The organism is Mycobacterium sp. GA-0227b (assembly GCF_001499855.1).
Lineage (GTDB): Bacteria > Actinomycetota > Actinomycetes > Mycobacteriales > Mycobacteriaceae > Mycobacterium.
Map to the genome: position 1 here is coordinate 160,470 of NZ_LQIK01000033.1, position 21,921 is coordinate 182,390.

23 protein-coding genes are annotated in these 21,921 nt (G+C 66.1%); 3 read left to right on the forward strand and 20 right to left on the reverse strand.

Going from position 1 to position 21,921, the window contains the following annotated elements; genetic code table 11:
• Window positions 1-57: 57 nt before the first annotated feature.
• Genes AU185_RS22760 through AU185_RS22825 form a run of 14 tightly spaced genes read right to left on the reverse strand, consistent with a single transcriptional unit; the run spans window position 58 to window position 14,117 of the window.
• Entirely contained in the window at window positions 58-1,248 is a 1,191-nt protein-coding gene (locus AU185_RS22760; RefSeq protein ID WP_059102001.1) for an amidohydrolase family protein, read from the reverse strand.
• Between the two features lie 35 nt (window positions 1,249-1,283).
• Window positions 1,284-2,522: a cytochrome P450 gene (locus AU185_RS22765; RefSeq protein ID WP_059102002.1), complete on the reverse strand. Its 1,239-nt coding sequence runs from the start codon at window positions 2,520-2,522 to the stop codon at window positions 1,284-1,286.
• An 11-nt stretch (window positions 2,523-2,533) separates the two neighbouring features.
• On the reverse strand, window positions 2,534-2,728 hold the full coding sequence (locus AU185_RS22770) for a ferredoxin (RefSeq protein ID WP_059102003.1): 195 nt from the start codon (window positions 2,726-2,728) through the stop codon (window positions 2,534-2,536).
• Window position 2,729: 1 nt separating this feature from the next.
• Window positions 2,730-3,440 carry a TetR/AcrR family transcriptional regulator gene (locus AU185_RS22775; protein WP_059102004.1) on the reverse strand — a complete coding sequence of 237 codons (711 nt, stop codon included), beginning with the start codon at window positions 3,438-3,440 and terminating at the stop codon, window positions 2,730-2,732.
• Window positions 3,437-4,246, reverse strand: coding sequence for an SDR family NAD(P)-dependent oxidoreductase (locus tag AU185_RS22780; RefSeq protein ID WP_059102005.1), 810 nt, complete (start codon window positions 4,244-4,246; stop codon window positions 3,437-3,439). The genes AU185_RS22775 and AU185_RS22780 overlap by 4 nt, the downstream gene beginning before the upstream one ends.
• Window positions 4,243-5,097 carry an alpha/beta fold hydrolase gene (locus tag AU185_RS22785; RefSeq protein ID WP_059102006.1) on the reverse strand — a complete coding sequence of 285 codons (855 nt, stop codon included), beginning with the start codon at window positions 5,095-5,097 and terminating at the stop codon, window positions 4,243-4,245. The genes AU185_RS22780 and AU185_RS22785 overlap by 4 nt, the downstream gene beginning before the upstream one ends.
• Window positions 5,094-5,684 (reverse strand): NADPH-dependent FMN reductase, encoded by a 591-nt coding sequence (locus tag AU185_RS22790; protein ID WP_059102007.1) that lies wholly within the window; start codon window positions 5,682-5,684, stop codon window positions 5,094-5,096. The genes AU185_RS22785 and AU185_RS22790 overlap by 4 nt, the downstream gene beginning before the upstream one ends.
• 10 nt (window positions 5,685-5,694) lie before the next feature.
• Window positions 5,695-6,693, reverse strand: a complete 999-nt coding sequence (locus AU185_RS22795; RefSeq protein WP_059102008.1) for a cyclase family protein — start codon at window positions 6,691-6,693, stop codon at window positions 5,695-5,697.
• Window positions 6,694-6,732: 39 nt separating this feature from the next.
• Entirely contained in the window at window positions 6,733-7,551 is an 819-nt protein-coding gene (locus tag AU185_RS22800) for a coniferyl-alcohol dehydrogenase (protein WP_059102009.1), read from the reverse strand.
• Window positions 7,552-7,601: 50 nt separating this feature from the next.
• Window positions 7,602-8,942, reverse strand: coding sequence for an LLM class flavin-dependent oxidoreductase (locus AU185_RS22805; RefSeq protein ID WP_059102010.1), 1,341 nt, complete (start codon window positions 8,940-8,942; stop codon window positions 7,602-7,604).
• Window positions 8,939-10,708 (reverse strand): FAD-binding protein, encoded by a 1,770-nt coding sequence (locus AU185_RS22810; protein WP_059102011.1) that lies wholly within the window; start codon window positions 10,706-10,708, stop codon window positions 8,939-8,941. The genes AU185_RS22805 and AU185_RS22810 overlap by 4 nt, the downstream gene beginning before the upstream one ends.
• Window positions 10,701-11,645 (reverse strand): 3-carboxyethylcatechol 2,3-dioxygenase, encoded by a 945-nt coding sequence (locus tag AU185_RS22815; protein ID WP_082684040.1) that lies wholly within the window; start codon window positions 11,643-11,645, stop codon window positions 10,701-10,703. Before AU185_RS22815 ends, AU185_RS22810 begins: the two co-directional genes overlap by 8 nt.
• Window positions 11,569-13,248 carry a bifunctional 3-(3-hydroxy-phenyl)propionate/3-hydroxycinnamic acid hydroxylase gene (locus AU185_RS22820; RefSeq protein WP_059102013.1) on the reverse strand — a complete coding sequence of 560 codons (1,680 nt, stop codon included), beginning with the start codon at window positions 13,246-13,248 and terminating at the stop codon, window positions 11,569-11,571. Before AU185_RS22820 ends, AU185_RS22815 begins: the two co-directional genes overlap by 77 nt.
• The gene (locus AU185_RS22825; protein ID WP_059102014.1) at window positions 13,248-14,117 is read right to left on the reverse strand and encodes an alpha/beta fold hydrolase; all 870 of its coding nucleotides are present in this window, start codon (window positions 14,115-14,117) and stop codon (window positions 13,248-13,250) included. Before AU185_RS22825 ends, AU185_RS22820 begins: the two co-directional genes overlap by 1 nt.
• Window positions 14,118-14,259: 142 nt before the next feature.
• On the opposite strand from AU185_RS22825, the gene AU185_RS22830 reads away from it, so the two are divergent.
• Both AU185_RS22830 and AU185_RS22835 read left to right on the forward strand, forming a co-directional pair.
• Window positions 14,260-14,985, forward strand: a complete 726-nt coding sequence (locus AU185_RS22830; RefSeq protein ID WP_059102114.1) for an IclR family transcriptional regulator — start codon at window positions 14,260-14,262, stop codon at window positions 14,983-14,985.
• Between the two features lie 28 nt (window positions 14,986-15,013).
• Entirely contained in the window at window positions 15,014-16,618 is a 1,605-nt protein-coding gene (locus tag AU185_RS22835; protein ID WP_059102115.1) for an FAD-dependent oxidoreductase, read from the forward strand.
• Between the two features lie 42 nt (window positions 16,619-16,660).
• Here the strand turns inward: AU185_RS22835 and AU185_RS22840 are convergent, their stop codons facing one another.
• From AU185_RS22840 to AU185_RS22855, 4 genes are read right to left on the reverse strand one after another with little or no spacing between them, the layout of a single operon-like run.
• A complete protein-coding gene (locus AU185_RS22840) occupies window positions 16,661-16,957 on the reverse strand; it encodes a cytochrome C oxidase subunit IV family protein (protein WP_059102015.1) in 297 nt (98 codons plus the stop codon).
• A 4-nt stretch (window positions 16,958-16,961) separates the two neighbouring features.
• Entirely contained in the window at window positions 16,962-17,558 is a 597-nt protein-coding gene (locus AU185_RS22845) for a cytochrome c oxidase subunit 3 (protein WP_059102016.1), read from the reverse strand.
• A complete protein-coding gene (locus AU185_RS22850) occupies window positions 17,555-18,394 on the reverse strand; it encodes a hypothetical protein (RefSeq protein ID WP_059102017.1) in 840 nt (279 codons plus the stop codon). The genes AU185_RS22845 and AU185_RS22850 overlap by 4 nt, the downstream gene beginning before the upstream one ends.
• Complete coding sequence (locus AU185_RS22855) at window positions 18,391-19,098, reverse strand: hypothetical protein (RefSeq protein ID WP_059102018.1); 708 nt, start codon at window positions 19,096-19,098, stop codon at window positions 18,391-18,393. Before AU185_RS22855 ends, AU185_RS22850 begins: the two co-directional genes overlap by 4 nt.
• Before the next feature lie 97 nt (window positions 19,099-19,195).
• Between AU185_RS22855 and AU185_RS22860 the strand changes: the two genes are divergently transcribed.
• Complete coding sequence (locus AU185_RS22860) at window positions 19,196-19,777, forward strand: TetR/AcrR family transcriptional regulator (protein WP_059102019.1); 582 nt, start codon at window positions 19,196-19,198, stop codon at window positions 19,775-19,777.
• A gap of 28 nt (window positions 19,778-19,805) precedes the next feature.
• On the opposite strand, the gene AU185_RS22865 is transcribed toward AU185_RS22860, so the two are convergent.
• Both AU185_RS22865 and AU185_RS22870 read right to left on the reverse strand, forming a co-directional pair.
• A complete protein-coding gene (locus AU185_RS22865) occupies window positions 19,806-20,693 on the reverse strand; it encodes an ArgK/MeaB family GTPase (protein ID WP_059102020.1) in 888 nt (295 codons plus the stop codon).
• Between the two features lie 48 nt (window positions 20,694-20,741).
• Complete coding sequence (locus AU185_RS22870) at window positions 20,742-21,887, reverse strand: thiolase family protein (protein ID WP_059102021.1); 1,146 nt, start codon at window positions 21,885-21,887, stop codon at window positions 20,742-20,744.
• Window positions 21,888-21,921 lie beyond the last annotated feature (34 nt).

Consider the following 21,921-nt stretch of genomic DNA (forward strand, 5'->3'; position numbering starts at 1 on the left):
CCGGCAGCTCGGGTATGTCGAAGCACGTGCTGAGCGACGACGCCGCAGACCCCACAGTCACGAGAGCCCCAGGAAGTTCTTGATGTTGGTGCTGACGATCTTGGTGGCGTCTTCGGGCCCGACCGCGTCGACGACGGTTTTCAGCGACTTCTCCGAGTAGCCGAAGGTGGATTCGTTGTGCGGATAGTCCGACGACCACATTACGTTGTTCACGCCGATCTTGTCGATGAGCTCCAACCCGAGCGGATCGACCATGAACGACGCGCTCATGTGGTTGTCCCAGTAGTGCCGGACCGGGCGTTCGAGTTGGTGGTTGAACATGTGCCGGTACGAAGCGAACATGTGCTCGGCATCCTGAAGTGCCGTCGGCACCCAGGCGATACCGCCTTCGAACCACCCGATCTTGAGCTGCGGATGACGGTCGAGGATGCCGGAGAACACGTACTTGGCGAACTGTTCCCGGAACGAGTCGACGTTGACCATCATGCCGACCACCACGCTGTTGTGCTGACACGGCGTCTTGGGCGGTGTTTCCCCGATGTGGTGGCTGACCGGCACGCCGGCCGCTTCGATTTCGTCCCACACCGCGTCCATGTCGGTGCTGCCGTAGTCGTAGATGTTGCCCTCGTCGTCCTTGCCCGGGTTCAACGGCAGCAGGAAGGTCTTGAGCCCCAGCGATTTCAGCTCCTCGAGCGTGCTGCGGGTGCCCTTGGGGTCCCACCAGTTGATCAGCCCGACGCCGTAGAAGTGGCCGTTGCTGCGTTCCTGCAGATCGGCGATGTGCTCGTTGTAGATCCGGAACACGCGCTCGCGCAACGCCTTGTCCGGGTAATGGAACAGCGCCAGCACGGCGTTGGGAAAGGCCAACTCCTTGTCGATGCCGTCCTCTTTGAGCTCGCGGACACGGGCCTCGATGTTGTTGGACGCGGCGCCAGCCAGGTCGTCGTACTGCATCAGCACTCGCCCGAAATCGCCGCCGGTCCAGGCCTTGCCCTTCATGCCGACCATGTAGGCGCCGTCCTCGTACCAGATTCGCGGCGCGGCGCCCTTGAGCTCCTCGGGGAAGCGTTCATAGAAGATGTCGTCGGCGACCGAGATGTGGTTGTCGGCCGAGAAGATCTCGGTGCCCGCCGGGAGACCGAAATCGCCCGTGGCGTGGCCCTTTCGGTGCTTGGGGGCGCCGAATCCCTCGGGAGGATAAAGAGTGGTGCTCGGGGGGCGGGCGGGAGTCGTTGAATGTGCTGACATCGTTGACACTCCAATCGGGCTGTGAAAAGACCTGGCTACCAGGTCACCGGAAGTTCGTAGACGCCGTAGGCGAGACGGTCGTGTTTGAACGGCACCTCGTCGATCGGGACGGCCAGGCGCAGTGTCGGGATGCGCCGCAGCAGGGTGTGGAACACGATCTGCAACTCGGCCCGGGCAAGCTGCTGCCCGACGCACTGATGCCTGCCGTAGCCGAAGCCCAGCTGCTGGCCGGCCTCGCGGCCGAGGTCGAGCTTTTCGGGTTCGGGGTAGGCGCCGGCATCCCAGTTCGCCGGCGCCAGGTCGAGGATGATGCCCTCGCCCGCGCGGATGGTCTCGCCCGCGATCTCGATGTCCTCGATGGCCACGCGGCGCTGGCCGTTCTGGATGATCGACAGGTAGCGCATCAGCTCCTCGACGGCGTTGGCGATGAATTTCGGGTCGTCCGAATCCCGCAGCAGCGCAGCCTGCTCGGGGTTCTCCAGCAACGCCAGCACCCCGATACCGATCATGTTCGCCGTGGTCTCGTGTCCCGCGATCAGCAGCCCGGTCCCCAGCTGCGCGGCTTCCTTGACGCTGATCTCACCGGCGTTGACACGCTCGGCGAGGTCGGACACCGCATCCTCGGAGGGGTTCTCCATCTTGGCCTTGACGAGGTCGCTCAGGTATTTCGCCAGGCTCATTGCGCCCTTCTGGCCGTCCTCGGCGGAGGCGTAGCGGGCCAGGCCGACGTTGGCGTGGTGCTGGAAGAACTCGTGGTCTTCGTAAGGCACGCCGAGCATCTCGCTGATCACCCGGGTGGGCACCGGCAGCGCCAGTGCGGTGACGATGTCGGCGGGTTGCGGGCCGGCGAGGATGTTGTCGATGCACTCGTCTGTCACCTGCTGGATGGCCGGCCGCAGGCCCTCCACCCGTTTGAAGGTGAACGGCTTGGACAGCATCCGGCGGAACCGCGTGTGCTCCTCGGCATCGGAGGTGAACACCGAGCGCGGCCGCTTGTGCACGGTGGACAGCATGTGTTCGTTCCAGTGCGGAAACCCTTCACGGCGGTCGTCGACGCTGACCCGCGGATCGGCGAACAGTTCGCGCGCCACCGCGTGACCGGTGATCAGCCAGGGCGTGCTGCCGTCCCAGATCCGCACCCGCGACAGCGGTTTGGCCTCACCCATCTCGAGCATCTGGGGCGGCGGCGCGAACGGGCAGCGGGCGTCGCGCTCCATCGGGTACTCGGGGATATCCGCGGACACGTCTGGGGTTCCGGTCAAGGTGTCGGACATGGGTGTCTTTCTCACTCCTCGATGTGGATGGCGAGTGCGGGGCAGGCTGCGGCCGCCTTGCGGGCGTCGTCGGCCTGGGACCCCGAGGGGCTGTCGTCGAGCAGGACCACGACGCCGTCGTCGTCGCGTTGGTCGAAGGTGTCGCTCGCGTTGAGCACGCATTGTCCGGAGGACACGCATTTGTCTTGGTCGACGTCGACTTTCATGTCAGGGCTGCTCCGTGATCGGTGCCCGCCACAGGCCGACGATCGCGTCGATGAGCCCCGATGCCACCGAACTCCAGGTGGTTCTGGGCATGTCGGCGCCCTCGGCGAAGGCGCGTTCGAAGTCGGCGCACGTGTGCATCATCAGGTTGCGCACCATGATGTTCCGCTCGATGACAACGGGCATGGGTAGGTCGGGCAGGCAGCGGGTGATGCCGTCGACGACCTGCAGCAGTGACGGTGAGGCCAGCGCGTCCTTGACGACGATCTTCTGGTAGGCGGGGTCGGCCAGCGCCTGCGCGGCGAACCGCGCGTACCACGTCGGGTTGCCGAGCTGATCCAGGTGTTCGGTGAGCGAGCAGACCATGCAGGCAATCCAGTCGCGCAATTCGGTCGAGTCCCCGATTGCGGTCACCATTCGGTCGAGCAACCGCTCGATCGAGACGCGGTGCTTCTGCTCGATCGCCCGCACCAGATCGGCCTTGGTGCCGAAGTGGTATCCGACCGCGGCGTTGTTGCCTTGGCCGGCGGCCTCGCTGACCTGGCGGTTCGATACCGCGTACACACCGTGCTCGGCGAACAGCCGCTCGGCGGCGGCCAGGATCGCTTCCCGGGTGATGCTGGCTCGCTCGGTGCGCACAGTTCTGGCGGTGGTCACCGTCACAGTCAACCGCCGCCGCGCAGTTAAGTCAAGCGACTGATTTAAAGTAATCATGACTGTGACTTGCGGACGATCACCTTTCCCGCGCTCGTGCCCCCGTCGATCGGCAGCACCGTTCCGGTGACGTACCGCGACCGGTCACCGGCCAAGTACAGGGCGGCTTCGGCGACGTCGTCGACCGTGCCTTCCCGCTTCAACGGCCGATCGTTGCGCATCTGCGCGCGGATCCTCTCCTCGAACTCCTCCAGACGCTGGAGGTCCTCGCCCACCGCCGATTTCCGCACGATCGCGGTCCGGATGTTGCCGGGCGCGAGCGCGTTGACGCGAATCTCGTAGTGCGCCAGGTCGATCGCCGCCGACTTGGTGAACTGGATGACGGCCGCCTTGGATGCGCGGTACGTCATCACCCCACCACCGGCCTGGATGCCCCCGATTGAAGTCAGGTTGATGATCGACCCGCCACCGTGTCGGGACATGTGCCGGGCGGCGTCACGGGTACCCGCCATCACCGCGAGCACGTTGATCGCCATCACCTGATGGAAGTCCGCGAGATCATCGTCGAGGAACTTCGGAAACATCTTGCCCGACACGCCGGCGTTGTTGACCATCACATGCAGGCCATCGAACTCCTCGACGGCCGTCGTGACCAATCGGGTGACCTGATCGACCTCGGCCACATCGGTTTCGACGAACCGGATCTGGTCCCCGAGGTCGGCGACGAGTTGCGCGCCTCCGTCGCGGTCGATGTCGCCGACGACCACCTTGGCTCCCTCGGCGCAGAACCGTCGCACCAGGCCCTCACCCAGTCCGGAGGCACCGCCGGTGACGACCGCAACCTTGCCTTCCAGTTCGCCGGTCATGTCGCCACCCCTTCGTGTATCTCGGCGAAGAAGCCGAGCAGCAGTTCGTTGACCGCGTCGGGTTGCTCGATCTGCGGGCAGTGCCCCGCGTTCTCGATCACCGCTGCGCGACCACCTGATATCCGGGCCGCTATCTCGGCCGCCCAGCCTTTCGGGAGCAGCTTGTCGCCGCCGCCCTCGACGACAAGCGTCGGCACGTCGATACGCTCGTAGGCCCGCTCGCTCGACGGCATCGGCGGCGCATCCAGGCCGGGGCGCCGAAACCGCGCCGCAGCCAACGCTTCCCACGCGCCGGGCGCGATGCTGGCGTCGTAGCGCCTCCGCACGTATGCCTCGTCGGCAGGGTAGGACGCGTCGTAAAAGAGCGCCTCGACGATCCGGCGCATTCCGGCGAGTGTCGCGTCGTAGTCGTAGAGGGCGGCCGAATGCTCGTTGCGCTGGATCTCACCGCCGCCGCAGATGGTCACCAGGCTGCGCGCCGGCAGCAATGGCGATTCGGAGGTGGCATCGACGAACAGGTTTACCGCACCCATCGAGTTGCCCACGAAGTGCGCTGCCTCGACACCGACGACGTCGCAGAACCGCGCGATGTGCCGGATCCGCATGCCCCGGCCGTCAGTGAAGTCGATGACCTTCGCCGACTCGCCGAAGCCGAGCATGTCGAGGGCCAGCACGCGATGCTGCTCCGCCAGTGCGGCGATGTTGCGCTCCCAGCCGATCTCGGCGCCCGCCCCGAACTCGCCGCCGTGCAGCAGCACCACCGGATCACCTTGTCCCGCTTCGAGGTAGCCGGTGACGAGCCCGTCGACCAGGATGGACCTGCGTTCTGCCCGAGCGCCGGAAGAGGTCACGCGTTCTCCCGGGCGGCGCTGGCGAAGGAAAGCAGTTGCGTGGCGAGCATGTCCAGCTGGCTGCGGGTGGCGTCGTGCACCAACCGCCCGTCCGCGTCCCAGATCTGGTCTGCGGAGTTGATCGCCACCCCGAGCGGGGTCGGCCATGCACGCAGCGCGTGCCCGATGGAGCGCAACTGTCCGAGCGTCCCGACCGCCGCCTGCCAGCCGTAGGCACAGCTGATACACCCCCACGGCGTGTTGTCCAGGTAGACGCGGGGGTCCTCGCGCAGGTCCTCGATGTAGTCGAGCGCGTTCTTGACCAACCCGGATATCGCCCCGTGGTAGCCGGGCGAACCGACGACGACGGCGTCGGCGTCGCGCAGCGCACCGACCAATTCGAGGGCTTTCGGTGTCCGCTCGAGTTCGTGCGGGGCGTACATCGGCAGGTTGAGGTCTTCACCGGAGAACAGCCGCGTCCGACCGCCCTGCTGTTCCACCGACGCCAGGCAGCAGCGCAGCGCGCGTTCGGTCGACGAGTTGGCCCGCAGGGTGCCGCCGAGTCCGACGACGAACGGTGCGCCCCCGGTTGCGGTGTGTGCACTCATGTTTCACCTACTACTTGATCGCGATCGGACTGACGGGAGCGCCCACCGCGCCGACGACTTTCAGCGGAGGCGCGATCAGCTGGAACTCGTAGACGCTGTCGGCGGCGCAGTCGGCCGCTAGGCCGGTGAGGTCCCAGTACTCGCCGAACATCAGGCCCATGTCACGCAAACAGATCATGTGCATCGGCAGGAACGTGCCCTCGACTCCGTTGGCGGGGTCGGGATCCTCGACCATCAAGTTGTCAGCGGCGACCGCCGCGACGTCGCGGTCGTGCAACCAGGAGGCGCATGTCCAGTGCAGCCCGGAACCGAGTTCTGCCCCGTCGCCGGTCGACAGGAATCTGGTCCACCATCCGGTGTGTACGACGACAATGTCGCCGGGAGTGATCGTGACCCCTTGCGCCTTGGCGATGTCGTCGAGTTCGCCTGGTGTGACGGGGCTTCCGGGCTCCAGGAAGACGTCGGCGCCGCGGTGCTTCACCACGTCGAGCAGGACCCCGCGGGAGGTGATTCCCTTGGCGTCGACCTTGTCGATTCCGCAGTGGAAGGCGCCGAAGCTGGTCACGGAGTCCGCGGGGAATCCGTTGTAGAGCTTGTCCTCGTAGTAGACGTGCGAAAGCGCGTCCCACTGCGTGGCCGCCTGCAGCGGCATCACGATCATGTCGTCGTTGAAGCGGAACGGGTTGTCCACGAAGAACTCGCTGACCTGATGCGCCACCGAGTTACGCAGCCACTGCGGACCGTACTGCGCCAGCGTGTTCGCGTCCCCGCCGTCGACCGTCATCACGTGGGTGGGGTTGGGCCGGAACTGAAACGCTCCCTGCGGACCGTTCGACCCGAAGTCGCCGCCCAGCGGAATCACCGTGCCCTTCTTCACCAGCGACGCGGCTTCGGCCACCTTCTCGGGCGTGATGAGGTTGAGGGTGCCGAGCTCGTCGTCGTCACCCCAGCGGCCCCAGTTACGCACGTCGTCGGCGACGCGGCGAAAGTCGCTCATCGAAGAAGTCATCGAAGAAGTCATCGAAGAAGTCTTAGCCATTCTCGCCTCTCATCGTCGCTGCACCGATCCCGCGAGGTCCGTCTCCCCCATCGTGCCGCCGTCGACCCAGATCACCTGTCCGGTGAGATAACTGGCTGCCCTGCTGTTCAGGAAGGTCAGGACGCTGGCCTGTTCCTCGGGTTCTGCGGCGCGGCCCAGCGGAGTACGGAAGGAGTCGAGGAATCCCTGGCCGTACGCATTGCGCAACTGGTCGAGGATGGGTGTGTCGGTCACCCCCGGGGCGGTGCAGTTGATGCGGATCCCTTTGGCGCCCAAAGCGGCGACGTGGGCCATGCCGTAGAGGATGATCGCTTCTTTGGACAACCGGTAACCGCCGCCGTCCGCCAGTGCCTCGGGATTGCGTTTACACCATTCGATTCCCGCGTCGACCGAGTCCGTGTCGACCAGGCCGACGGTGACCGGCGCGTTCTCCCGGTAGGCCGAGGCAGCCAGCGATGACACGTTCGCGATCGCCGAACCGGGCGGCATTTTCGGTATCAGCGCCTCGGTGAACCGCCGGGTGCCGAGGAAGTTGACCGTCACCACGCGCAGCGGATCTTTGATACCCGACGACACCCCGGCGACGTTGAACAGCGCATCGACCCGGTCGCCGATCTCCCCGACCGCCCGGTCGACCGACGCCGGATCCGACAGGTCCAGTCCGATGAATTCGCCGGACGACTCGGCGGGCGGTTTGATGTCGAGTCCGATCACCTCGGCGCCGAGATCGGCGACCTGCCGCGCGACGTGGGCACCGATACCCGACGCGCATCCGGTGACGACGACGCGGCGCCCGTCGTAGCGCCACAGTTCGTCAGTAGGGCTCATGGCTCATGTCGCGTCGCCGGTTTCCTATTCGGTGCTCCTCGCGTCGGCGATCACGGCGTGCTCCTCACGTCCGCGTCGGGGTTGCGGCTGGTCCAGCCTTCTCCCGACTTGAGTTTCGCCGCAGCAGCCTCGATGCCGGCGTTCATCTCGTCCATCGCCAGGGAGACCTCGTTGGCGGTGTAGTTCTGGCGTCCGGTGGGCAGGCCGCCGAAGGCGTAGCTCTCGTCGAAGACGGGCGCTTGCGATGCCGGCCGGCGCGCCTCCACCTTCTCGATGATCGGCTCGAGACGCTTGGCCTTCTGGGCCCGGGCCTTCTCGTCGCGCTCGATGAACTCGGGCAGCACCTCTTTGCCCATCAGCTCGATGGATTCCATCGTCTCGTCGTGGCGGCGGGGCGTCAGCAGCAGGATCAGCTCGTCGACGCCGCTTTCCTCATAGCCGCGCAGGAACTTTCGCACAGTGTCGGGACTGCCGATCGGTCCGCGGTCGGGTCCGTAGACGATGCTCGGGTCCTTCTCGATCTCCTCGAGGTGGCGCTTCCACACTCCGGTCCGGCCCGGTGTGTGCATGCCGGTCATGTAGTAGTGCATGATGCCGAACGCGAAGAAGCCACCGCCCTTGCCGAGCCGTTCGATGGCCTGTTCGTCGGTGGGAGCCACCATCATCGACAGGTCCCCGCCGATCGCCAGGATGTTCGGGTTCATATGGGGCGTGACGGGCGCGCCGTTCTCCTCGAATTCCTTGTAGTAGCCGTTCACCCGCTCGGTCAGCGGACCGGGTCCGGTGTAGGCGAAACTCAATGCGCCAAGGCCCTTTTGCGCGGCCATCGCGACCGAGGCCGGCCGCGTACAGGCCACCCACACGGGCGGGTGCGGCTTCTGCAGCGGTTTGGGCACGACGTTGCGCGCCGGCATCTCGATGTGCTGACCCTTGAACCCGGTGAACGGCTCCTCGGTCATGCAGCGGATCGAAACCTCCAGCGCCTCTTCCCACATCGCGCGCTTGTCGGCCGGGTCGACCCCGAAGCCGCCCAGTTCGCCGACCGACGACGACTCACCGGTGCCGAACTCCACGCGGCCGTTGGAGATCAGATCGAGTGTCGCGATCCGCTCGGCGACGCGGGCGGGGTGGTTGACGACCGGCGGCAGGTGCATGATGCCGAATCCGAGGCGGATGTTCTCGGTCCGCTGGCTGGCCGCGGACAGGAAGATCTCCGGCGCGGTGGAGTGGCAGTACTCCTCGAGGAAGTGGTGCTCGGTCAGCCACACCGTCGAGAAACCAGCCTTGTCCGCCAGCTCGACCTCATCGAGACCGTCCTGGAAAAGCTTGTGCTCGTCGTCTTCGCTCCACGGCCGAGGCAGCGGGAATTCGTAGAACAGCGAGATCTTCATTTGGTTACCTTCCGATGTGTATCGAGTGTCGAATCGGTACTGGTGCCCGCCGGGACGTCGGAGTCGGACAGCTGCTCGGCGATGTGCTTGGCCGCGACATAGCCGAAGGTCATGGCGGGGCCAATGGTTGCACCGGCACCCGCATAGCTGCGGCCCATCACCGCTGCCGACGTATTGCCCACTGCGTAAAGGCGTTTGACGATGCTGTCGTCGGCGCGCAGCACCCTGGCGTGCTCGTCGGTGCGCAGGCCGCCGGAGGTGCCGAGGTCGCCGAGGATGATCTGGAACGCGTAGTAGGGCGGCTTGCCCAGCGGGTGCAGATTCGGGTTCGCCAGCGTCGGGTCGCCGTAGTAGTTGTCATACGCGGAGTCGCCGCGGTTGAAGTCGTCGTCGTGGCCGTTGCACGCCAGTTCGTTGAACCGCTCGGCGGTCTGACGCAGTTGCGCCGGCGGGACACCGATCTTGCCCGCGAGTTCCTCGAAGCTGCCGCCCTCGTGCACGACACCGGATTCCAGCCACGCCTTGGGTACCCTGCGGCCGGTGGGCACGGGCGCGAACGGCACCTTGGGAATCGGGAGGTGCCCGGCGACCACATAGCGGTGGAACGACCGGATGTCGGTGATCAGCCAGCATGGGATGTGCGTGACCCCGGCGTTCTGTCCTTCGATCATCGCGTGGGCGAAGTCCATGTAGGGGGCGGCCTCGTTGATGAACCGCTTGCCCTCGCCGTTGACGACGAACTGCGACGGCATCATGCGTTCGTTGAGCATGAACTGCAACCGGCCGTCCGGCCAGCAGATCGCGGGGAACCACCACGCCTCGTCGAGCAGATCGGTTGAGCCGCCGACCTTCTCCCCGGCCCGGATCGCATCACCCATCGCGGCCGGGTTGCCGAAGCTCCAATCTTCTTCCAGCACCGGCAGATGCTGTCGGCGCCATTCCATGTCGTGGTCGAACCCGCCCGCGGCCAGGATCACGCCGTGGCGGGCCCCGATGCGCTGTTGACGTCCGTCACGCTCGACCACCGCGCCGGTCACGGTGCCGTCGACGTCGGTGATCAATTCGGTCATCGGACAGTTGAGCCACAGCGGGATGTCCTGCTGCCGCAGCGCCAGGCGCATCCGAGCCGCCAGCGACTGGCCGATGGCCGCCATCCGGTCGCCGAACACCCGCGCCCGAAACATCCGCCAGATCAACTTGACCAGCACGGCTTTGCCCCGCCAGTTCTGGCGGACCTGGTAGAACAGTCGAAGATCCTTTGGCGCGAACCAGATTCCCTTCGGCGCCATCGCGAGCGGCTGAAGCAGGTGCTGTTCCTCGTCACCCAGCTCGCGCAGGTCGATGGCGGGCACGTTGATCGTGCTGCCCTGCTCGGAGCCGCCCGGCAGTTCCGGGTAATAGTCGGCATAGCCGGGCTTCCAGACGAATTCGAACCACGGGCTGAGCTTTTCCAGGAACTCCATCATCTCCGGTGCGGTGTCGACGTACTGGCGCAGCCGCGCGTCGCTGGCCAGCCCGCCGGTGATCCGGCGTAGGTACTCGACGACACCGTCGCGGTCCGGGACGTAACCCGCCTTGCGCTGCGCCGGTGCGCCGGGCACCCAGATGCCGCCGCCGGACAACGCGGTGGAGCCACCGAAGTGCGCCGCCTTCTCGACCACCAGGGTGTCGAGGCCGAACGCGTCGGCTGCCAGTGCCGCGGTCATCCCCCCACCGCCGGAGCCGACGACGAGCACGTCGACGACGTGGTCGAAGTTCTCAGACATCCAGTACCGCCGTCCTGATTGCGAATCCAGCGATCAACTCCGGCGCCGCCCGGTAGAACCGCTGCTCGGTCCGGTACCGGCCGTGCGCGGCGAGTGCGGCGAAAGCCGCGATCCATGTGCGGATTTCGTGCGCTGAATGTCCCGCCTCTCGCTCGATCCAGTCGTTCGACCAGCCGTCCACCTCGGCGAGTCGGTTGGCGTCGACCAACTCGAGGAACGCGGCGTCCCACTCGGGATTCAGCGGTTGCAACGGGCTGTCCCCGTGTGCGAACGCCTTGGCGGCGTCCATCACCGCGACCTGCCGGGCCTGCCGCTGCTCCGGTGTCATCGGCGTCCCGTGCACGATCCGTTCGAGCGCCGCGGGCGGGGCGGTGGCCAGCGTCGGCACCGGCGGATCGTGGGACAGCCCGCCGGATCCGAGGAGCAGCACTCGCTTGTCGAGGGTCGCGAGGAAGGTGCCGATCGCGGTGCCGAGCGCACGAACGCGGCGTACCGGCCCGAGTGGGGTGGCCACCGAGTTGATGAAGACGGGGATCATCGGACGCGCCGTTGCATCCCCGAACAGGTTCTGCAGCGGCTGGACCGTTCCGTGGTCGACGTCCATGCTGGCCGAGATCGCGACATCGATACCCGACTCGAGAACCGCTCGGGCGCAGTCCGTCGCGAGGTCTGCGGGCACATCCAGAGCACCGGCATGGGAGCCGTAGTCACCGACACCCTGGGCCGCCGTGCCGATGCAGAACGGCGGCATCGTCCGGTAGAAGAACCCGTTGTAGTGGTCCGGGGAGAAGACGACGACGAGTTCGGGGTCGTAGTCGCTGACAAACCGGCGGGCCTCGGTCAGCGCGGATTCGATGTCGTCAAGGAGTCCCCGTGACGGTCCCGGAAGGTTCAGTAGCGGGCTGTGCGACATGCAGCACAGGGCCAGTGTGCCCATGAGAACCAGAGCCTCCTTCCTGGGTCAGGCAAAGGACGTCGAAGATCGACTCGCTGACTTCGGCGGCGCGCTGGGCGATGCAGGCACCGGCGATACAGCGGTCGGGACGCAGGAACAGCACGGAGTCGGTGTAGATGTCGAACCACGATTTCAAGGCGCCGGTCTTGTCGCCGACCACCGTCACATCGGCGTCGTCGTGCCCCGGCCAGTGCAGCTGCGTCATCGGCCGCGCCTCGATGAATGCCGCGCCCAGCGCCTTCCACCTGTTGAAAGCCTTGTCGCCGAGGACCGCCCGCAGATTGTTGCTCCAGCACAGCACCGCGAAGCCGGGCCCGAGCACATCGTCGAGCAGCACGTTCTGCTCGGCGCGCGTGTCCACACGAGGCTGGATGAACAGCGTGCCGGCGGGCGAATTGTCCTCGCCGGCATGGACGACCGCGCCTTCTCTGTAGCGCGGCATCGGCTTGAACCGCATCTCCAGGATGTAGCGCTTCAATGTGGGCACGACCGACGCGGCATGGATGACACGGTCACGCAGGGCGGCGACTCGCCGGTTCGTCGGCGAGATGACCCGGCCCACCAGCGTTGAGAGGTCGATCATCGCCCTGGCGTGCTTGCGGCGCTCGACGTCGTAGGTGTCCAACAGGGCGTCGTCGGCCTGCCCGGTCACCACCGCGGCGAGTTTCCAACCGAGGTTGGCCGCATCCCGGATGCCGCTGTTGTACCCCTGCCCCTGCCACACCGGCATCAGGTGGGCGGCGTCGCCGGCCAACAACAGTCGGCCCTTGCGGAAGGAACCGGCAATCCGCGAATGATGGGTGTACACGCGGTGCCGGATCATGTCCACCCGATCGGGATACGGAACCCGTTGCGCCAGCATCTTTTTGACGAATGCCGGATCATCGGCCTGTTCGTCGGTCTCGTGGGAGTGGATCATGAACTCGAAGCGGCGGATGCCGTGGGCGATCGAGATCGACACATAGGGCCGCACCGGATCCGCGCCGACTTCGCTGTTCGGATGTCCCAGCGGGTCGTTGGCGACGTCGACCACCAGCCAGCGCGTCGACGACGTGGTGCCGTCGAACGAGACGCCCATCAAGCGCCGGGTCGCGCTGCGGCCCCCGTCGCAACCGACGACGTACCGGGCAGTGACGGGCGCCTGTCCGCCGGCGAACCGAACCGTCACCGCGTCATCGGTCTCGACACACGACTCCATGCGGTGCCCGAAGCGGACCTCGACATGGTCGAAACGGTCCAGGCCGCCGTACAACTCGGCGTCGACCATCGGTTGTACGAAGCCGTTGCGTTTGGGCCAGCCGAACCGGGCATCCGGTGGCGCCATCTCGGCCAGCAGCCGCCGCTTGGCGTCGAAGAACCGCAGGATCTGGTTGGGCACGGTGTGCGGCAACACCCGCTCGACAAGGCCGATGGACTGGAAGGTGCGCAGCGCCTCGTCGTCGAGACCGACGCCGCGCGGGTAGTCGATCAGTGTGTCGCGCTCCTCGACGACCAGCGTCCGAACACCGCGCAGCCCAAGAATATTGGCCAGCGTCAGGCCGGACGGGCCGGCGCCGACGATGAGGACATCAACCCGCTCGGCCATCACTTCCCCAACAGGAAGTCGAGGTGCAGGCGATTGAACGTCTTCGGGTCCTCGTACTGCGGCCAGTGACCGCAGCCCGGCATCACCTCGAAGCGGGCGCCCGGGATCATCGAGGCGATCCGCCGGCCCTCGGCGACGTCTGCGGTGGGATCGTCACTGGTCCACACCACCAATGTCGGCGCGGCGATGGACCCGTACTCGTCCGGTCCCAGAAGATTGCGCGCACGGATCTCCGGATCCTGCAGCGCCATGATGTCGCGCATCGCCGACACGAATCCCGGTTGCCGGTACACGCGTTGGCGGCTGGCCACAATGTCGTCGTAATCCTTTGACTTGTCGGCCATCAGCCATTTGATGCGGGCCTGGACGGTCTCCCACGCCGGGTCTTCGGCAGCGGCCATCGACAAGGTGATGATCCGCTTCATGACCTCGGGATCGGCCTGCGAACCACCGGCGGTGTTGAGCACCAACCGGTCCAGTCGATCCGGGTGGTCGACCGCCGCCCGGGCAGCGACCCAACCGCCCAGCGACTCGCCGCTGATGTGGGCGCGCTGCGCCCCGACCGCGTCGAGGAACGCGATCAGATGGTCCACGTAGTGACCGACTTCCAGCGGGTGACCAGGCTTGTCCGTGTAGCCGTGGCCGAGCATGTCGATGGACCAGACGGAGAAGTGTTCGGCATGCGCTTCGAGGTTGCGCACATAGGCCTCGGCGTGCCCACCGGAGCCGTGCAAGAAAACGAGCACCGGCTTGTCGGTCTCACCGGCGTGCAGATAGCGGGTGCGAACTCCGCCGGCATCGAGGTAGCCCTGCGAGAACGGGACGCCCTGAAGGTCGCTCCAGACGCTCTCGAACTCGGCTTCAGACACGCTTACCCTCTCTTGACTGCGAGAACCGAATTCTCGTATTTTGTAAGCACTCTGCTCATTTATCGCACATCTACGTGCACTATAGTCAGAGCATCACTCTCCCGACTGGCCAATGTCAAGGGAAGTGGAGGAAGGGGGCGCCATGCCGTCTCAGGGTCGGGCCCGGCAGGGAGCGGAGCTGATCGGCGCTGCGCCCAACGGCGCGCCCGGTTCTCAGACATTGGCCAGGGGCCTGGCCGCGCTGCAGCTGGTCGCCGGCTCGCGCACCGGGCTCACCGCTCAGCAGGTCGCCGACGACATCGGCGTGCACCGGACCATCGCCTACCGGTTGTTGTCGACGCTGTCCCAGTTCCGGTTGGTGGCCAAGGGTGAGGACGGCCGCTACCGCTCGGCCGCGGCGCTGGCGGTGCTCGGGGCGTCGTTCGACAACAACGTGCGTCAGCTGAGCTTGGCCACCCTGCGGCGGCTGGCCGACGAACTCGCAAGCACGGTGTCGCTTCTCGTCGCCGAAGGTGATCAGCAGGTCGCGATCGCCGTCATCGTGCCGACGAACGTCTTCTACCAACTGTCATTTCACGAAGGGAGCCGCTACCCGCTGGACCGAGGTGCCGCCGGAATTGCGCTGCTGGCGAGCATGCCGCCGCGCCCAGGGGAACGCGATTTGGTTCCCCTGACCCGGGAGCGGGGTTGGGTGATCACCCACGGTGAGGTCGAGCCGAACACCTATGGCCTCGCAGTGCCCGTGCGTCGGCAGCCACCGGCGCCGCCGACCTGCATCAACCTCATCTCACACCGCGAGGACGTCGTGATGGAAGGCCGGGACGCGGTCGTCAAGGCGGCCAACGAATTAGCCGCGATCCTCAGCTAGAGGGTCAGTGAGCCGGAAGGAGCAGCACATGACCGATTGGGACCACGACGTCGACGTGGTCGTCCTCGGCAGCGGCGGAGCCGGTTTGACCTCGGCGCTCACCGCGGCGGCCAACGGCGCTTCGGTGGAGATCTACGAAAAGGCCGCGACCGTCGGCGGCACGACGGCGGTGTCGGGCGGCATCATCTGGATTCCCGCGCACGACCGGGCCGCCGACGGCGAACTGACCGTCGAGGCCGCGATGGCCTATCTGCGCGCGCAGTCACTGGGTTACATGGATGACGATCTCGTCGAGACTTTCGTGTGCACCGGACCCGAGATGCTCGATTTCGTTGAAGCGCACAGTGATCTGCGGTTCGAGGTCGCCGAGGGGTTCCCGGATTACAAACCCGAGCTGCCCGGCGGGCGACCGGCGGGCGGGCGCTCGCTCAACGCCAAGCCGTTCGACCTCGGCAGGCTCGGCGAGTGGCGCGACCACATCACGTCGTTCCCGGCGGACTTCAGCAATGTCGGCATCGATGCGGAGACCCGCGCACGCATCCACGCCTCGGTGGACGACGAATCCGGTGACTACTGCGTCGCGGGCACCGCCCTGATCGCCGGATTGCTGAAGGGCCTGTTGGACCTCGGCATCGCGCCTCGGACCGGCGCGCGAGCCGTCGAGTTGCTCGCCGATCCGCTGGGCATCACCGGCGTGCGAATCTCACAGGACGGCAACGACTTCAACGTTCGCGCCCGTCGCGGCGTCGTCCTCGGTACCGGTGGATTCGAGTGGGACCGCAAGCTGGTCGAGGCTTATCTGCGGGGGCCGATGCGCGGGCCGGTCTCGCCGCCCAACAACACCGGCGACGGCCTGCGGATGGCGATGGCGCACGGCGCCGACCTGGCCAACATGGGCGAAGCCTGGTGGGTGCCGATCGTTCAACTGCAGGGCGATACGTTTCAGGGTCAGCCGCGCAGCCGAAGCGTGCGACTAGAACGCACCCGTCCGCGGAGCATCATCGTCAACCGGGCGGGCAAACGGTTCCTCAACGAGGCCGGCGAGTACAACTCGATGGCGGGGCCGTTCCACTATCTCGACCCGCAGCACGGCTACGCCAACGATCCGGCGTGGATCGTGTTCGATTCGCTGCACCTGAAGAAGTACGGCTTCCTCGGCGTCGACCCGGATGGCCCGGCGCCGGACTGGTTTTCGCCGTCGAAGGATCTGGCCGAACTGGGCGAGAAGACCGGTATCGACCCGGACGGCCTGGCCCGCACGCTGGCTTCGTGGAACGACGGCGTCGCCCGGGAGACCGATCCCGACTTCGCCCGCGGTTCGAGCGCCTACGACGGCTACTGGGGCGACGACAAGGCGCCGACTGCTGCAGCTCGGACGCTCGGCCCGATCGACACACCGCCGTACTACGCGGTGCCGGTGTCGATCGGTGCGATGGGGACCAAGGGTGGACCCCGCACCGACCGCGACGGCCGGGTGCTGCACGTCAACGGCTCGGCGATCCCGGGGTTGTTCGCCGCCGGCAACGCAATGGCGGGCGCGACGGGCAAGGCGTACGGCGGCGCCGGCGGAACCCTCGGCCCGGCAATGGTGTTCGGCTACCGCGCGGGGCTGGCCGTCTGCGCCCGGTCCTAGCACGAGCAGGGGCCCACGACGAAGTCAGGGGACCGCAAAGCCCTAGCCGGCTACCGCGGAGCCGACGAAATAGCTGCCCAGTAGGCATGCTGCGACGAGCACAACCCAGCTGTCGGTGAGGCGGCACAGCCATACGGGGGCGTGGCGTACCTCCATGAACTCGCGGAAGATGATGCGTACCTTGATGAGCGCGATCGCGATCGCACTCACGGTGACCACTGTGCTGGCCTTGAGCGTGCCGTTCTGATCGACCGCCTCGTCCATCCAGACGTACACCAGCGTCAACAATGTGAGGATCGACCAGGCGATCAGCAGCCTCTTGTTGAATATGTTGCTCACCCGGTCACCTCACGACGTAGAGCATTGCGAAGATCATGACCCACAGGAAATCGACTGTGTGCCAATACGTGGCACCCGTTTCGACGAGCTGCTGGGATCGCCGGGCCGGACTGCGCAACTGATAGATGACCACACCCAACACGATGAAGCCGATCAACACGTGGATGCAGTGCAGTGATGTCAAGAAGTAGTAGTGCTGGAGGAACTCGTCGCTGGTGAATGTGTTACCGATGCGGATCTCCTGAACCCACTCCAGCACCTTGGAGGTCACGAACAGCGCGCCGAAGCCTACCGTCACGAGCGCGTACGTCATCGCCGACCGGTACGCACCCTCCCGTGACGCGCGCACGCATCGGGCGATCGCCCACGAACTCGACAGCAACACAATGGTATTGAAGACCCCGATTCGAAGATCCAGGTCGGCTTGCGACTGCAGGAAAAGATCTTCGTTTTGAGTGCGCAAGGCCAGATAAACCGAGAAGTACCCGGTGAACAGAAGCGCTTCGAACAGCACGAACAGCCACATGTCCGGCTGTCCCGGCACTGACCGTTTCGGCGTGGCCTCGAGTTGTTGCCGCTCGGCGCCAGTGAGATTGGTCATCGAACCGCCTCCACTGAAGCCGCCTGCGCGGCTTCACTTTTGCCCGGAAGATCTGGCAGCGGACCAGTGCCGAAATCCTCTCGTTCGATCATCTTTCGCAGCAGCATGATGAATGCGGCGGTGTAGGTGACGAACACGACCATGTTGATCCACCACGCGATCGCACCGTTCCATGCGAACGCCCCGCGTTGAAAGATCCACGCCGGTGCGACGACGACTTCGGTCAGCGCGTTACACAACCCCAGATACGCGAACCACTTCGGGAACACGCCGTTCTTGTCGAGCAAGATCGCCACCAGCCACACCACGGAGCCGACCAGGAAGACCCCCATGGTGCCGCTGAACGACAAGAACGCGAAATCGTAGAGCCAGTAGATCAGTTCGGGATCGCGGTCCGGCCGCAGAGCCGCGACGGTCATTGCGATGGCCATCACCAGCATGCCGGGGAGCGCGCTCAACGAATACATGATCAGGTACGAATATCCAAAGACGCGGCTCACCGACATCCGTCGCATCGAGTACGCGAGAAGGGCGTTCATCGGCGCACACATGCCCGAGATGAGGAAGACGATGCCGAACCCGGTGAGGATGCCGTGGTGGCGGTCGTCGAACCACTGTACGACCAACGCCGTCTCCCAGTCCGGGCTCGGCGGCGGCTGCACACGGGTGACGAGGAAGAACAACACACCGTACAGTTGGTAGAAGACGACCATCACCCACCACGCGAACCACAACTCGCGCTTGGGATGGTTTCGAAAATTCCAGACGAAACGACCCAGCCGTGAACCGTCGGGCGGCTCCGGCACAGTCACCGCTTCCGCTGCCGAAGTACTCATGCGGCGACCGCAGTCTCGGCCCGCTGGCGCCGGATGGTCTGGGTGAGAACAACTCCCATGACGACGATCCACGCCGCGATGGCGACGTTCTTTACCCAGAACGACAAGAAACCGTCCCAGGCGATCGGTCCGGTGAACGTCACCGCGCCGAAAGCTGCCGGCGCCAGAGCGACCGCGACGAGCAGATTGAAGTGCGCCACCCACGGTCGGAACACCGGTTGGTCCTGGCGATCCCAGTAGATCGCCAGCGCCAGCACCAGGCACTGAGCGATGAGGTAAGGAACCAGCACTGTGAAGGTGACCCAGGCCAGATCGTTGAGCAACAGGGTGAGTTCCGGGGCGCGCTCGGGGCGGAACGAACCGAGCAGCCAGAACATGTTGGCGATGAGGAAAAGCGTCGGCGGTCCACCCGCGCAGGCGATCAGGCAGTAGGACAGAATCGGCGTGCGGTGCGCCATTCGGCGTACCTGCATCGCCAACAGGATGACGGTGGGGATCAACCCCACGCCGAACCAGTTGAACAAGATCATGCTGTACCGGATCCGTGCGGTCTCGTCGCGGTAGAAGCCCGCAACCTCCTCCGCGGACATGGTCGGCGACATGGGATGCATGAAGCCGGGAAACAGGAAAAACGCTGACACCCAGATGATTCCGATCACGGGCAATGCCCACAACATGAGCAACTCGCCATCAGTTCGTCTCATCGTCGAACCCTCTTCGCGTAACGTTGGTAGCCGATCGGCAACTTGCACGGTAGCCGATCGGCAACTTGACGGTCAATGCTCGTCTACCCTCGTCGCTGTGACCACTCGAGAACGCCACAAGTTCGGCGCGATCACGAGAACCGCGGCTCAGACCCGTGTCCTCGACGCGGCGTTGAAACTGATCGCCGAGCACGGCGTCAGCGGAACCTCGCTGCAGATGATCGCCGACGAATTGGGCGTGACCAAGGCTGCGGTGTACCGACAGTTCAAGACCAAGGACGAGATGGTCATCGCCATCACCGAGCGGGAGATGAGCCGGCTCGAGGATGCACTCGAAGCCGCCGAAGCCGAGGGGCACGGCCCGCGAGCGCGCGAGGTGTTGCTAGATCGGATGATCGACCAGGCCATCTCCCGGCGCGGTGTGGTCAGCGCATTGCAGTTCGATCCCGTGATCATCCGGCTGCAGGCCGAGTATGAACCTTTTCAACGATTCATCGAACGCCTCTACGCGGCCCTGCTCGGTACCGAGGCCGGGGTGGAGGCGCGCTTGCACGCGGCGATGCTGTCGAGCGCGATCAGTGTTGCGGTGATGCATCCCCTGGTCGCCGATGTCGACGGCGAAACACTGCGCGGGCATCTGAAGGAAATGATGCGTCGAATGCTCGGGCTTGCCGACTAGAGCGTCAGGACTCGACTATGTCGAGTGGTCAGCGCTCCGCACGCACGGAGAACAACCGCTCGGCCGCGCTGTAGGCGTCGTCGCTGCCGGCGGCGACCGCGGCCGCCAGCCGGTCCAGCTCTGGATGAGTGCGCAGCAGGGTCTGCGCCAGTGACAGGATCTGCGACCGAGCCCGCGCGGCGCGGCGTTGCGGGCTGTCACTGCGGACATGGGCCTCGATGGCCCCCACCAACTCGGCGACCCCTTCGCCCTGGGCGGCAACGAGTTTCAGGATCGGCGCCGCGGTCTCCGCGCGCAGGTCGCGCACGGTCTGGTCGGCGCCGTCGCGGTCGGCCTTGTTGACCACGACGATGTCGGCGACCTCCAGCAGACCCGCTTTGGCGGCCTGCACGGCGTCGCCGGCGCCGGGATTGAGGATGACGATGGTCGGGTCGGCGACCGCCGCGATCTCGATCTCGGACTGCCCGACCCCGACGGTCTCCAGCACCACCAGCCCGTAGGACAGCGCGGCGAGCACCCGGATCGCCGCGGGAACCGCCGCGGCGAGCCCACCGAGATGCCCCCGCGCCGCCACGGACCGGATCAGCACCTCGGGATCGTTGATATGGGCGGCCATCCGGATCCGGTCACCGAGCAGCGCTCCGCCGCTATAGGGCGACGACGGGTCGACCGCCAGCACCGCGACCCGCTCGCCGCGCTCCCGATATGCCCCGACCAGGGTGCCGACAGTCGTCGACTTCCCCGCCCCCGGCGGCCCTGTCACACCGACGACACGGGGCGCGCGAACGGCCCCGAGCGCGTCGAGAACCTCGCTGCGCCGCGGACTTTCGACAAGGCTGAGCAGCCGGCCGGCCGCCCGCGCCGAACCGTTGCGCGCCGCGTCGAGGAGTTCCGCGACATTGTCTGAGCTGGTCATCGATTCCGCAGTCTACGGATGGCGGGCCCGACGTCGCCGCCGGGCGGCTCAGCCGACCTCGATGACCGTGGCCGATCCCATGCCGCCGCCCGCACACATCGCGGCCACGCCGATACCGCCTCCGCGCCTTCGGAGTTCGTGCACGAGCGTGACGAGCATCCGAGCGCCGGTGGCCGCCACCGGATGGCCCAGTGAGCATCCACTCCCACTCACGTTGACACGGCCTGGGTCGATGTCGAGAAGCTTGATCGTCGCCACGCACATCGAGGCGAACGCTTCGTTGATCTCGAACAGGTCGACGTCGGCAAGTGAGAGCCGTGCCCGATTGAGCGCCTTCGGAATCGCCTCGACGGGAGCCAGGCCGGTCGACGCGGGGTCCACGCCCACCGAAGCCCACGAGCGGATGGTCGCCAGTGCGGGCAACCCGAGGCGGTCACTGGCGATACCGAGGATCGCGGCTCCGTCGTTGGCGCCGCACGCATTTCCGGCGGTGATCGAGAATCCCTCGATTTCGGGATGCAGCGGTTTGAGGGCCGCCAACTTCTCGATGGTGGTGTCTCGGCGCGGATGCTCGTCGACGTCGAACAGCCCGTGCGGCGTGTCGATCGGCACGATCTCGTGCTTGAAGCGGCCTTCGTCGATGGCCTGGATCGCCTTGCGGTGTGACCCCAGCGCCCACTCGTCCATCTCCTCGCGCGAGATCCCGGCCTTGACGGCGGCGTTCCAGCCGACGGTGATCGACATGTCCATGTTCGGGGCGTCGGGCCGGTCGGGATGCCTGGGCGGGAACCAGTCGACCAGCTCGGCATCCTTGTCGCTACCGGCGCGGCGCTTGAACCGGGGCGACGTCGACGCGGAGTTCACGCCGCCGGCGAGGATCACCTGGTCCATGCCGGCGCGGATGCTCGCCGCCGCGCCCTGCACAGCTGCCTGTCCCGCGGCGCAGTGCCGGTTCATGGCGAGACCGGGCACCGAGGTCAGGCCCGCGGTGAGCGCCGCATGTCGTGCGACAACTCCGCCTCCGTAGAGGCCCTCGCCGAGCACCACGTCGTCGACCGGATGCGAGTCGAGGTCCCCGACCGCCGCTCCGATGACGTGTTCGGCCAACTGATAGGCGTCGGTGTCGCGCAGCGAGCCCTTCATCGCGGTGCCGATGGGGGTGCGAAGCGCAGAAACGATCACGGCTTCAGGCATAGGTGTCTCCGTCTCGACCGGTATGAGAATGCTA